At 60.1% G+C, this 12,831-nt stretch carries 13 protein-coding genes; 8 read left to right on the top strand and 5 right to left on the bottom strand.

The window, feature by feature from the left end; genetic code table 11:
• Positions 1-27 precede the first annotated feature (27 nt).
• The 4 genes from E0D86_RS11530 (at position 28) to E0D86_RS11515 (ending at position 3,177) form a co-directional block, all read left to right on the top strand.
• Entirely contained in the window at positions 28-399 is a 372-nt protein-coding gene (locus tag E0D86_RS11530) for an ArsC family reductase (RefSeq protein ID WP_131650176.1), read from the top strand.
• A gap of 43 nt (positions 400-442) precedes the next feature.
• Complete coding sequence (gene dapD / locus E0D86_RS11525) at positions 443-1,477, top strand: 2,3,4,5-tetrahydropyridine-2,6-dicarboxylate N-succinyltransferase (RefSeq protein ID WP_131650175.1); 1,035 nt, start codon at positions 443-445, stop codon at positions 1,475-1,477.
• An 84-nt stretch (positions 1,478-1,561) separates the two neighbouring features.
• Entirely contained in the window at positions 1,562-2,764 is a 1,203-nt protein-coding gene (locus tag E0D86_RS11520) for an aminotransferase class V-fold PLP-dependent enzyme (RefSeq protein WP_131650174.1), read from the top strand.
• Complete coding sequence (locus tag E0D86_RS11515; protein ID WP_131650173.1) at positions 2,761-3,177, top strand: SufE family protein; 417 nt, start codon at positions 2,761-2,763, stop codon at positions 3,175-3,177. Before E0D86_RS11520 ends, E0D86_RS11515 begins: the two co-directional genes overlap by 4 nt.
• Positions 3,178-3,181: 4 nt before the next feature.
• Here the strand turns inward: E0D86_RS11515 and E0D86_RS11510 are convergent, their stop codons facing one another.
• The 4 genes from E0D86_RS11510 to E0D86_RS11495 form a co-directional block, all read right to left on the bottom strand.
• Positions 3,182-3,682 carry an isoprenylcysteine carboxylmethyltransferase family protein gene (locus E0D86_RS11510; protein WP_131650172.1) on the bottom strand — a complete coding sequence of 167 codons (501 nt, stop codon included), beginning with the start codon at positions 3,680-3,682 and terminating at the stop codon, positions 3,182-3,184.
• A gap of 83 nt (positions 3,683-3,765) precedes the next feature.
• Positions 3,766-4,575, bottom strand: a complete 810-nt coding sequence (gene tcdA, locus E0D86_RS11505; protein ID WP_131650171.1) for a tRNA cyclic N6-threonylcarbamoyladenosine(37) synthase TcdA — start codon at positions 4,573-4,575, stop codon at positions 3,766-3,768.
• Positions 4,576-4,977: 402 nt separating this feature from the next.
• Complete coding sequence (locus E0D86_RS11500) at positions 4,978-5,991, bottom strand: DctP family TRAP transporter solute-binding subunit (RefSeq protein WP_131650170.1); 1,014 nt, start codon at positions 5,989-5,991, stop codon at positions 4,978-4,980.
• 148 nt (positions 5,992-6,139) lie between these two features.
• Complete coding sequence (locus E0D86_RS11495; protein WP_131650169.1) at positions 6,140-7,039, bottom strand: LysR family transcriptional regulator; 900 nt, start codon at positions 7,037-7,039, stop codon at positions 6,140-6,142.
• A 175-nt stretch (positions 7,040-7,214) separates the two neighbouring features.
• Here E0D86_RS11495 and E0D86_RS11490 point away from each other — a divergent pair, with 175 nt between their 5' ends.
• From E0D86_RS11490 to E0D86_RS11475, 4 genes are all read left to right on the top strand, one after another.
• Positions 7,215-8,417 (top strand): CaiB/BaiF CoA-transferase family protein, encoded by a 1,203-nt coding sequence (locus E0D86_RS11490; RefSeq protein ID WP_131650168.1) that lies wholly within the window; start codon positions 7,215-7,217, stop codon positions 8,415-8,417.
• 445 nt (positions 8,418-8,862) lie between these two features.
• Positions 8,863-9,798: a hydroxymethylglutaryl-CoA lyase gene (locus E0D86_RS11485; protein WP_131650167.1), complete on the top strand. Its 936-nt coding sequence runs from the start codon at positions 8,863-8,865 to the stop codon at positions 9,796-9,798.
• A gap of 52 nt (positions 9,799-9,850) precedes the next feature.
• Positions 9,851-10,270: a nucleotidyltransferase substrate binding protein gene (locus tag E0D86_RS11480; RefSeq protein ID WP_131650166.1), complete on the top strand. Its 420-nt coding sequence runs from the start codon at positions 9,851-9,853 to the stop codon at positions 10,268-10,270.
• Positions 10,267-10,533, top strand: a complete 267-nt coding sequence (locus tag E0D86_RS11475; RefSeq protein WP_256681194.1) for a nucleotidyltransferase domain-containing protein — start codon at positions 10,267-10,269, stop codon at positions 10,531-10,533. Before E0D86_RS11480 ends, E0D86_RS11475 begins: the two co-directional genes overlap by 4 nt.
• A gap of 246 nt (positions 10,534-10,779) precedes the next feature.
• On the opposite strand, the gene E0D86_RS11470 is transcribed toward E0D86_RS11475, so the two are convergent.
• Complete coding sequence (locus tag E0D86_RS11470) at positions 10,780-12,771, bottom strand: polysaccharide biosynthesis protein (RefSeq protein ID WP_371924065.1); 1,992 nt, start codon at positions 12,769-12,771, stop codon at positions 10,780-10,782.
• Positions 12,772-12,831 lie beyond the last annotated feature (60 nt).

Genomic DNA, 12,831 nt, shown 5'->3' with positions numbered 1-12,831 from the left:
AGTTTGGCCGGAGAATGCGGAGCTGTTATGCCCGATCAACACAAAGGACTCTGTCTGTACGGCATCAAGGCGTGCGACACCATGAAAAAGGCCCGTACTTGGCTCGACCAGCAGGGCTTGAGCTATGAATTCCATGACTACAAGAGCGCCGGCATCGACCGCGCCCACCTGGAAGCCTGGTGCAATGAACATGGCTGGCAGACCGTACTCAACCGTGCTGGCACCACCTTCCGCAAGCTGGACGACGTGCAAAAAGCTGATCTTGACCAAGCCAAGGCCATCGAGCTGATGCTGGCTCAGCCATCGATGATCAAGCGCCCCGTACTCGATCTGGGCGACAAGACGCTGATTGGCTTCAAGCCGGATATTTACGCTGTCGAGCTGGCAGCCAAGAACTGAGACCCGCTCGCCAAGACGAGCGTGATTGATAAAGGGATTCCCCATGAGCAAAAACCTATTCAGCCTGGCGTTCGGCGTCGGCACACAGAACCGTCAGGGCAGCTGGCTGGAAGTCTTCTACGCGCAGCCGCTGCTGCAACCGGCCGGCGAGCTGGTCGCCGCTATCACCCCGCTGCTCGGCTATGAAGGTGGCAATCAGGCCATCACCATCTCCACCAGCCAGGCCGCGCAACTGGCGGATGCGATCAAATCGATCGACAGCACCCAGCACGCACTGCTGACCCGTCTGGCCGAAAGCCAGCGCCCGCTGGTAGTCACACTGCTTGCCGAAGACGCTGCGCTGACCTCGACGCCCGAGGCCTATCTCAAGCTGCATCTGATCTCTCATCGCCTGGTCAAGCCGCACGGTCCGAACCTTGCCGGCATCTTCCCGCTGCTGCCCAACGTCGCCTGGACCAACCAGGGCGCGGTGGATCTGGCCGAGCTGGCCGAGCGCCAACTGGAAGCACGCCTGAAGGGCTATCTGCTGGAAGTCATCTCTGTCGACAAATTCCCGAAGATGACCGATTACGTGGTCCCGGCTGGCGTGCGCATCGCCGATACGGCGCGCATCCGTCTTGGCGCTTACGTGGGCGAAGGCACCACCGTCATGCACGAAGGCTTCATCAACTTCAACGCCGGCACCGAAGGCCCAGGCATGATCGAAGGCCGCGTCTCGGCAGGCGTGTTCGTCGGCAAGGGCTCGGACCTCGGCGGCGGCTGCTCGACCATGGGCACGCTGTCCGGTGGCGGCAACATCGTCATCTCCGTGGGCGAAGGCTGCCTGATCGGCGCCAACGCCGGCATCGGCATCCCGCTGGGCGACCGCAACACCGTGGAAGCCGGCCTGTACATCACCGCTGGCACCAAAGTGAACCTGCTCGACGAGCAAGGCGAGCTGGTCAAGGTGGTAAAAGGACGCGAGCTGGCTGGCCAAACCGACCTGCTGTTCCGCCGCAACTCGCTGACTGGCGCGGTCGAATGCAAGACGCACAAGTCCGCGATCGAGCTGAACGAAGCGCTGCACGCGCATAACTGACCGCTAGCTGGAAGCCATAAGCCGGAAGCCGGAAGCAACCGCGCATCGCTTGGGCTTCCAGCTTCCAGCTTCAGGCTTAACGCTATGCTTTTGTCCCCCTGGCGTTCCGATTTCCCCGCCCTGGCCATTCTCGAAGCCCAGGGCCAGACCTACCTCGATAGCGCCGCCACGGCGCAAAAGCCGCAAGCGTTGATCAATGCGCTGACCGGCTATTACACCAGCGGCACCGCCAACGTTCACCGCGCCCAGCATCAGCCGGCCGAGCGCGCGACACGCGCCTTCGAGGATTCACGGATCAAGGTGGCGCGGTGGCTCAACGCAGCCAGCCCGACCGAAATCGTCTTCACCCGTGGCGCCACCGAGGCGCTCAACCTACTTGCCTATGGCCTCGAACCGCTGATCGAAGCGGATGACGAGATCGTCGTCAGCGCGATGGAGCATCACGCCAATCTGCTGCCCTGGCAGCAACTGGCGAAGCGACGCAATGCCAGGCTGGTGGTATTGCCGCTGAATAATCGCGGAGTGATCGATCTCGAAGCGGCTACTCAATTGATTGGCCGAAGAACCCGTCTACTTGCCGTCAGCCAGCTATCCAATGTGCTCGGCGCTTGGCAACCGCTTGCCGAGCTATTGCCGCTGGCCAAGGCTCAGGGCGCGCTGACGATCGTCGACGGCGCGCAGGGCGTGGTCCATGGCCGGCACGACATGCAGGCGCTGGCCTGCGACTTCTATGTACTCTCCAGCCACAAGCTCTACGGGCCGGAAGGCGTCGGCGCGCTTTATGGGCGCGGCGAGTCACTGCTCAAGCTCAGGCACTGGCAATTCGGCGGCGAGATGGTCCGTATCGCCGACTTTCAGCACGCCGAATTTCATGCCGCACCGCTGGGCTTCGAGGCCGGTACACCGCCAATCGGCGCCGTCATCGGGCTCGGCGCAACGCTGGATTATCTGTCCAGACTGGACGCAACGGCGGTGGCTGACCACGAACAAGCACTGCATAAACAATTACTGGCGGGCCTCGCGACCCGTGAAGGCGTGCGACTGCTGGGCGAACCGCAGTTGGCGCTGGCCAGCTTCACCGCAGACGGCATTCATCATGGTGATCTGGCGCACCTGCTTACCGAACAGGGCATCGCCATACGCAGCGGGACCCATTGCGCACAACCGCTATTGAAAAGCCTGGGAATCGATGGCGCCCTCCGCGTCTCGCTCGGACTGTACAACGACGGCACCGATCTGGAGCGTTTTTTCGCAGCGCTGGACCAATCGCTGGAGCTGCTCCAATGAGCGAGCTGCTTGCCCCTGCTAGCGAAGCCCTGCTCAACTTTCAACAGGCTGCCGGTTGGGAACAGCGCGCGCGGTTGCTGATGCAGTGGGGCGATAGGCTCGAGCCACTCAGCGAATTCGAGCGCAACGAGACCAACCAAGTGGCAGGCTGCGAAAGCAAGCTGTGGTTGATCGGCGAGCGACAAGGAGATCTCTGGCATTTCCGCGGCACCAGCGAGGCGCGCCTTCTGCGCGGGTTACTCGCTGTTCTGCTGGTGCGCGTCAACGGGCTCGACGTTGATCAGCTGCGGCAGCTTGACATCGCAGAGTGGTTCGACCAACTCGGCCTGTCGCGGCAGCTATCGCCTTCGCGCAGCAACGGCATGAACGCAGTATTGGCGCGCATGCGCGAACTGAGCCGGCAAACGCAATAGCGGCTCATCTGGCAGAGCGCCAGGGAAACCAGCGCGGCGTACGTCGGCAATAATCGCGATACTGCTCACCGAACACCGATTCCAGGTAGGGCTCTTCATAACGCGCGATATATACCGCGGCGAAGCGGCTCCAGATCGCCAGCCACACCGCCAGCAGCGGCGAACTGTAGATCAACATCAGGCCGATCAGTACGAAAGTGCCCGACCACATCATCGGATGCCTGACCCATCCGTACGGACCGCCTCGCAGCAGGGCCTTCGGTCCAGATAGCGGGCTGACCGTTCCCTTGCCATGCCGGTACATCATCAGCGCGCAGACGATCGCCAGCAGCCCGCCCAGGTTCATCAGCGTGACGCCCGTGTATTTCAGAACTGCCAGGCGCGGCAGCTCGATGCCCAGTTGCTGTTCCAGTTGCAGAAAGAAACGCGGGAATACATAGAGCACGCCGAACGGGCCGACGATCAGGTAGATCAGGGTATCGACCCTGCCGAGCAGCTTATTCACGTGTATGGCGTCCGATCTGTCTCGTCTAAGGACAACAAGCGCAGCGCCCCGGTTCGCCTTCGACGAAGGCAACAGCGTCGGGACTAGCCTATCGGCGCACGCTCCGCCGGCCGCCTTGCTCCCGCCACCAGCTTGTCGACGGCGCGCGCCGCCGCCACCAGACCGAAACTGGCAGTGACCATCATCGCCGCGCCGAAACCGCCGGCACAGTCGAGCTTTACTCCCTCGCCCACGAAACTCTTGCTCTGGCAGACACCGCCATCCGGCTTGGGGTAGCGCAATTGCTCGGTGGAAAACACACAGGGCACGCTGTAGGTGCGGCCCGGCGTGCGGGAAAAGTTGTATTCGCGCCGCAGCAGGGAACGCACCTTGGCGGCCAGCGGATCGTTGAAGGTCTTGTTCAAGTCGGTGACTTGGATCTGCGTCGGATCAACCTGCCCGCCCGCGCCGCCCGTGGCGATGATCTGAATCTTGCGCCGCTTGCACCAGGCGATCAGCGCCGCCTTGGCCGGCACGCTGTCGATGCAGTCGATGACGCAATCCATCTGTTCGGTGATGTATTCGGCCATAGTGTCGCGCGTGACGAAGTCGGCAACGGCATGCACCACGCAGGCCGGGTTGATCGCCCTGATCCGCGCCGCCATCTCGTCAACCTTGGGCTTGCCAACGGCACCTTCCAGCGCATGCACCTGCCGGTTGGTGTTGGTAATACAGACATCGTCCAGATCGAACAAACTGATCTCGCCGACCCCGCTACGCGCTAGCGCCTCGGCCGCCCAGGAACCAACCCCTCCAATCCCAACCACTGCGACATGCGCCGCCGCCAAACGCTCTAGCCCAGCAGCACCGTAGAGACGGGCTATACCGCCAAAACGCTGATCGTCGATAGCCATGTCGATACCCCTGGGAAATATCGCGCGATTATAGGGCCGACATTCACCTCGATCCCAGCCCGTAATGTCAGCCCTGACAGCTCCTCTAAAAGCTTCGCCCCGAGGGCGGGCCTCCTACGCAAACCGAGGTCTGCAACGACCCCTGCGTTAGCCGCGCCCGACATTAAAGCCGAAGCCTGCACGAAACCCTGTTGGAGGCGTACCCGCCTGATCAACGCTCAAACAACCAGCAACCCTATCTGCCGGAAAGCCAAAAAGCTTCGCGCCGAGGGGGGTCTCCTACAAACCGAGGCCTGCATAAACCCTTGCGTTAGCCGCGCCGACGCTAAAGCCGAAGCCTGCACGAAACCCTGTAAGAGGCACGCCCTCGCGGCGAACATGGTGAGCACGAACAAGGACGAATTATTGCGCCTGATTCGCCGCTTCAGCTGCCTGGATCAGATCAACGCCGATTTCATTCTCGAACTTCTTCCAGGCCGGGCGAACCGCATCGCGCCAGGCATTGCGCTGCTCCTCGGTCAGCACCAGAATTTCGCTCTTGCCGGTATCGACGATGTTCTGCCTGGCTTTTTCATTCAGAGCCTCGGCTTGACGATTCACCTCGGCGGTAACCTCCTCGATGATTTCTTCGAGTTCGGTACGCACCGGAGCCGGCAAGCCGTTCCAGAACTGGGTGTTGGTGATCAGCAGGTAATTGCCGATCCCGTGATTGGACTCGGTCATGTACGGCTGCACTTCGTAGTACTTTTGGCTATAGATGTTCGACCAGGGGTTGTCCTGAGCATTGACTACGCCGGTCTGCAAGCCCTGGTAGATCTCGGCGAAAGCCATCTTTCGCGGCACGGCGCGCAGCGCGGTGTACTGAGCGGCCTGCAGATCCGATGGCTGAACACGGAACTTCAACCCGCGAGCGTCGGCCGGCTCGCGCAACGGCTTGTTGGCGGTGAACTGGCGCATGCCGTTAAGCCAGTAGGCCAGCCCGGTGATGCCCTTGTCCTCCATCGACTTGAGCATGGCCTTGCCCTTGTCCGATTGCTGGAAGCGCTGCGCGGCGGCGACGTCATCGAAGAGGAACATCATGTCGAACAGCTGCAGCTGCTTTGTGTATTGCTCGAGTTTCGACGGCGCTGGGGCGAGCATCTGCACCTGGTTCAGTAGCAGGGCTTCCATTTCCTTGCCATCGCCATACAGCGACGAGTTGGCGTAAACCTCGACCTTGACCTGCTCCGGCAGACGTTCCTGGACGAGCTTTTTAAACATCAACGCGCCCTGCCCTTTGGGCGTGCTGTCCGCGGTGATGTGGGAGAACTTGATCAGGATCGGTGCGCTCGGCTGAGATTGGGCCTGAGCGCCGAATACGGTGACCAATGCCGAAACGGCGAGCAGGCGGCTGATACCACGGGTGAGTCGTGCCATGGGAGAAGCTCCGTTTTGTAGTTGTGTGAGCTATGTAGCTAACCGGACTCTAGCCGGCGTCGTTTCCCGCTGACATTCATATTTGAGCAAGCGTGGCTTCGCTGCCCGCGAAGGCTAGGACGACGCCATGCCGTATACAGCCTGTTTTTCAGCGATTGCCTTCGCGAGTCGTGAGGTGCTCCAGCAACTGTCGCGCCGTGACCGAGAGGCTTTCGAGGTTGCGTACACCAATCTTCAGTTCGCGGCGTGCCCAAGGATCGGTAAGCGGAATGATCGCGACATCCAGCGCCGGCAAGTAATTGCGCACCACCTGCTCGGGCAGCACACCAATGCCCATGCCGGTATGAATCATCCGGCAGATCGCCTCGAAGCTGCGCACCTGAATGCGCAGCCGCAACGGCACGCCCATCTGCTGGGCTGACTGCTGCAGCAGCGCATGCAGTGACGCGTCTTGCTGCAGGCCGATGAAATCGAAACCGGCGGCATCGCGCAGGGCGATGCTTGTCAGCGTCGCCAAGGGATGCTCGCGCGGTGTGACCAGCACCAGCCGATCCTCGCGATAGCCGAACACCTGAATATCTTCGGCCGGCATGTGCCCGGCGAAGATGCCGATATCCGTCAGCCCTTCGCGTAGAGCACGCAGGGTGTCGCTGCTGACGCGCTCTTCCAGATCAATTTTTACTTCTGGATGCAAGCGAGAGAAGGCACTCAGATCTTCGGGCAGGAATTCAATTACCGATGAGGTGTTGGCGTGGATGCGAACGTGCCCTTTCACGCCTTGGCTGAATTCGCTGAGATCGGCATCCATCTGCTGTAGGCCATCGAGCAAGTTGCGCGCGTGATGCAGCAACGCATGGCCGGCGGGCGTCAGTTCCACGCCCTTCGGTTGGCGATACAGTAAGCTCACGCCGAGCTGGCCCTCCATGTCGCTGATGCGCTTGCTGACAGCCGCGAGCGCCAAGTGCTCGCGCTCGGCGGCACGGGTAAGGCTGCGCTCGTCGGCAATGGCGACAAAAAGGCGCAGGGTAACGAAATCGACACGCCGCATGGTTGGTTCTCGTATTCGCAAGTGACGAAGCGGCAACCTTAAACCGTAGCGTTCAGAAAGGCATCAGCTGAAAGCCTTCGCAGTCCGCGAAACCATCCTTGGTTATTTGGTAATTGTCCGGTACACGGCCCTCGGTCATCCTCCACATATGAATCGACCCGGCTTAGGTGTTGTGATGAACGAAAAGAATGAAAACAGCTTGCCGCTGCAAGGCCTCAAGGTCATCGAGATGGGCCAGCTGATCGCTGGCCCCTTCGCCAGCAAAATGCTCGGCGAGTTCGGTGCCGATGTGATCAAGATCGAGCCGCCAGGTGTCGGCGATCCATTGCGCAAGTGGCGCAAGCTCAAGGACGGCACTTCGCTCTGGTGGCACGTTCAGTCACGCAATAAGCAGTCCGTGACGCTCGACCTGAAAGCCGCCGAGGGTCAGCAGATCGTTCGGCAACTGGTGGCCGAAGCTGACGTGCTGGTGGAAAACTTTCGGCCTGGCACGCTCGAAGGCTGGGGCCTCGGCTGGGACGAACTGGCAAAGCTCAACCCGCGCCTGATCATGCTGCGCATTTCTGGCTACGGCCAGACCGGCCCCTACCGCGACCTGCCCGGCTTCGGCGTGATCGGCGAGGCTATGGGCGGATTGCGGCACCTGTCTGGCTATCCCGGCCAACCGCCGGTACGGGTAGGCGTGAGCATTGGCGACTCGCTGTCTTCGCTCTACGGCGTGATCGGCGTGCTGCTCGCCTTGCAGGAGCGCAACCGCAGCGGCAAGGGCCAAGAGATCGACGTCGCGCTGTACGAATCGGTATTCGCGATGATGGAAAGCCTGGTGCCCGAATACGACGCCTTCGGCTATATCCGCGAGCCGGCCGGCAGCGCCCTGCCCGGCATCACCCCGTCCAACTCCTATTTATGTAGCGATGGCGCCTACGTACTGATCGCTGGCAACGGCGACAGCATTTACAAGCGCCTGATGACGTTAATGGGACGCCAGGACCTTGCCGAGGATCCGCGTTTCGCACATAACGACGGTCGCTCCCAACATGCCGAACTGATCGACGCCGCCATTGGTGAATGGACCGCGAAGCACAGTCGTGACGAGGTAATCGAGGCGCTCAAAGACGCGCGAGTCCCGGCAGGTTATCCGTACACCGCCGCCGATATCGTCAAGGATCCGCATTACCTGGCGCGGCAGATGATCGAGCAGGTCCAGACCTTCGCCGGCCCGCTCAAGGTTCCGGGCGTGCTACCCAAGCTCAGCCGCACCCCAGGCCGCATCGGCACCGGCGGCCCACAGCTGGGCGAACACACCGAAGACGTACTGGCGGGGCTAGGCCTGACCGAAGCGCAGCGCCACGGATTGCGCGAGCGGGGAATTATCTGAGTAGCCATCAAATCCATTCGCCGCGGGGCGAAGCTTTGACTTTGTTAGCAGCCTATCGCCTGCATTCGCCGCGAGGGCGCGCCGCCCATAAAAAGCGGTGCGGCGTAGGCTTTGGATGTTGTAGGAGGCCTGCCCTCGGCACGAAGCAATTGTAGGGTGGGCTTTAGCCCACCAGCCACCGCCGCGAGGGCGCGCCTCCCATAAAAAGCGGTGCGGCGTAGGCTTTGGATGTTGTAGGAGGCCTGCCCTCGGCGCGAAGCAATTGTAGGGTGGGCTTTAGCCCACCAGCCACTCGCTGCCCAACGGGCATCTTATGGCTTCCACGCTCTGCGTAGGAGCCAACCCGACGCTTAGCGTCGCAGTGCCGTTCCCAGCGGAGCTTGGGGACAATCAAACTGACCTGATGGTCCTCGAACAATCAGCGCTTGCCACTCCCGGAGACATCATGACCAAACGCCTCTACATCCAGGACGTCGCTACCCGCGACGGTTTCCAGATTGAACCGAACTTCATCCCAACCGAAGGCAAAATCGCCTTGATCGATCGCCTCTCCGAAACCGGGTTGGCGAAAATCGAGGTAACCTCTTTTACCTCGCCCAAAGCCATCCCCAATTTGCGCGATGCCGAAGAAGTCATGCGCGGTATCCGCCGAACGCCAGGTGTCGAATACACGGTACTGGTACCCAACGTAAAGGGATGCGAGCGCGCCCTCTCCTGTCGCGTGGATGAAATCAACCTCGTGATGTCCGCTAGCGACACCCACGGCATGGCAAACCTACGTATGACGCCGGAACAATCATTGGCTCAGTTCCGCGAAATCATCGAAGTCACCCGTGGCAGCGGCGTGTTCATCAACGCTTCGCTCTCCACCACCTTCGGCTGCCCGTTCGAGGGTGATATCCCAGAGCCCCGAATATATGAACTGGTGCAGCGCCTGCTGGATCTAGACGTGCAGGGCATCACCCTCTGCGATACCACCGGCATGGCCGATCCGGCTCAGGTCGAGCGCATCTGCCGCGAAGCGACGAGCAACTGGCCCGAGGCGGTATTTACCGCGCACTTTCACAACACCCGAGGAATGGGCTTGGCCAACGCGCTGGCCGCTCTGAATGCAGGTATCGATCGTTTCGATGCGTCGCTCGGTGGCCTTGGCGGCTGTCCTTACGCGCCAGGTGCCAGCGGCAACATCTGCACTGAAGATCTCGTGCACATGTTTCAACGCATGGGCCTGAACACCGGCGTCGATCTAGACACGCTGTTGCAATGCGCCGCGAGCCTGCCGGAACTGGTCGGCCACGATGTGCCGGGCGCCGTCCTCAAAGCCGGTAAAGCAGACCGCCGTTATCCGAAGCCCAAGTGGATGCAGGAGTCAGACAAATAGGCCTATCAACGAGTAACTTGTAGCAGATGCGCAAAAGCTATTAGGTACCCAGATGAATATTGATGTGCGCTGGCAACAACGTCTGCATAACTTTAGCAGGGCGCTGCTACAGCTCGATGAAGCAATGAAACTCATGCAGCAACGCGAGCTATCCAGACTGGAAAAGCAGGGTGTCATTCAGGGCTTTAAATATTGCTATGAGCTTGGCTGGAATACGCTAAAAGACTTTCTCGTCTGGCAAGGCATCGATGACACCGTCAGCTCCCGCGACACGATTCGCCAAGCATTCAGCAAGGGCTTGATCAGCGACGGCCACGCCTGGATGCAAATACTCACGGACCGCAACCGGACTTCACACACATACAACGAGGAAACCGCCGAAGCGATCCTGACTAACATCCAGTTGCAGCACCATCCTTTGCTCAAGGAACTACAGCAGATACTGCTCAGCCGCGTTGAGCCAGGCGCATGAATCTACAGATCTCTGGCTTATCAGATAAGGACGTTGCGTCGATCCGCAAAACACTCCGGCTGTTTCCGAAAATTACCGAAGCGATTCTGTATGGCTCCCGCGCCAAGGGCTGCTACCGGCCCGGTTCGGACATCGATCTGACACTGAAAGGTAATGAGCTCTCATATCAAGACCTGCTCGACATAGAACTGGTCTTGGACGCCTGCTTCTGCCCTACAAGATCGACCTGTCCCTGCATCACCAACTCGATAATCCACAGCTGATCGATCACATCGCCCGAATCGGAAAACTCTTCTACAGCGCAGCGGGCTGACACACAGCGAAATCTGCGATTCACCTGTAGGAGGCCCGCCCTCGGGGCGAATGCAGGCGATAGCCTGCCAGCAGAACCAAAGCGTTTCGCACCGACAGCAGCTCTCAAAAAAACTAAAGCGTACACCGCACCGCTTCTGATTTTGTGGGAGGCGCGCCCTCGCGGCGAATGCAGGCGATAGCCTGCCCAAACCACCCTACTCAGCCGGCCCCGCTCTTCGCTGCTGATAAATCAAATCAACGATCTCACCCTCAGGCACATAACCGCTCACCACCTCACGCAGCAGTACCCGAACCTGCGGATAGTCATCCTGCTCGACAGCTTTAAGCAGTTTCGCCAGCACACCGCGCAGCACATCCCAAGTGAAGTACTCCTCATCGGCACGCATGATCATCGGGTGTTCGGTAGGGCTCACGTTGTCGCCGATCAGCAGCTCTTCATAGAGCTTCTCACCCGGGCGCAACCCAGTGAACTCGATAGCAATGTCCCCATGAGGGCTTTTCTCCGAGCGCACGCTCAGGCCGGACAGGTGAATCAGTTTCTCCGCCAGCTCGGCAATACGCACCGGCTGCCCCATGTCCAGTACGAACACATCACCGCCCTGCCCCATGGAGCCCGCCTGGATCACCAGCTGAGCGGCCTCGGGAATGGTCATGAAGTAGCGAGTGATTTTCGGATGGGTCACGGTTACCGGCCCGCCACTGCGTATCTGCTGATAGAAACGTGGAATCACCGATCCCGACGAGCCCAGTACATTGCCGAAACGCACCATGGTGAAACGGGTCTTGTTGACGTGATGCACCGCATCGTCAGCGCCGAACAGCACCGGTGCCGCTTCACGGCTCAACGCCTGCAGAATCATCTCCGCGACACGCTTGGTACTGCCCATTACATTGGTGGGCCGCACCGCCTTGTCAGTGGAGATCAGCACGAAGTTGGCCACACCCGCCTGCACGGCCGCCTGCGCCGTGTTCATGGTGCCGAGCACATTGTTCAGCACACCTTCGGCGACGTTGTGCTCCACCATGGGTACATGCTTGTAGGCAGCCGCGTGATAGATCGTCTCCACCTGCCAGGTGCGCATCACATCCAGCAGACGCTCAGCATTTCGAATGGAGCCCAGTATCGGCACCAACCGAACCGGCAGCGAAGCCCGCTTGATCACCCGCTCCAGTTCGATGTGAATGCTGTAAAGATTGAACTCGCTGTGCTCGAACAGCAGCAGTGTTTGAGGTTTGTTCGATAGAATCTGCCGGCACAGCTCCGAACCAATCGAGCCGCCGGCTCCCGTCACCATCACCACCTTGCTGCGAATACATTTCTCGAACAGCGCCTGCTGCGGTGGCACGGCATCACGCCCGAGCAAGTCAGCAATGTCAACTTCCTGAATGTCCTCGACCTTGACCTTGCCGCTGGCCAGATCCATAAAACCGGGAACGCTGCGTACATGGAGGGGGAAATGCTCCAATGTCTCCAGTACCTCACGCCGCCTGCCACGTGATGCAGACGGGATCGCCAACAGAATTTCATCCGCTCCCGTCTCGTCAATCATCTGCTGGATATGCTTGGGCGAATACACCCGCAACCCGGCAATGGTGCGGTTGAAGAGATTTGGATCATCATCGATGAACGCAACCGGACGCATCGCGCGCCCCAGCCGCAATGCTGCAATCAACTGATTGCCCGCCGCACCAGCGCCGTAAACAGCGACTTTCGGCAACCCCGCGTCGCGGCCCTTGAACTTAGTGAGCGAATCCGGAGAAAACCAATCCCCCATAAAGTACTGGCGCATCACCAGGCGCAAGCCGCCGATCAATACCAGACTCAGCCACCAATAGTTGAACACCATCGAACGCGGTATCAACTTGGGCGCATCGCTGCGCCAATAAACAGCCAAAGCCAGCAACAGGGCGGAAAGCGTAACGGCCTTGACGATGGCCATCAGGGCATCATTGCCAAAGTAACGCATCACGGCGCGATACATGCCGAAGCGGATAAAGATCGGTATCGAAAACACAGGCGTGAGGCCAAATAGCCAGGCGTGCCCGCCAAGCGGCTCGACAAAACCCGCCTCACCAAGGCGAACGAAGAAAGCCAGCCACAGCGCCAGCCAAACCAGAAGCACATCCGTACCGACCTGGACAAGGCGCTTCTGCCGCCTGGGCAAACGCACCAGATGCGTGCGCATTTTCTCCGCCAACCTCAACACAACACTTATCCTTCCTTTAGTTCTACTGGTATCCCATCG

It is taken from the genome of Pseudomonas sp. IC_126 (assembly GCF_004331835.1).
Lineage (GTDB): Bacteria > Pseudomonadota > Gammaproteobacteria > Pseudomonadales > Pseudomonadaceae > Stutzerimonas.
This window is presented reverse-complemented; position numbering and strand designations above follow the sequence as displayed.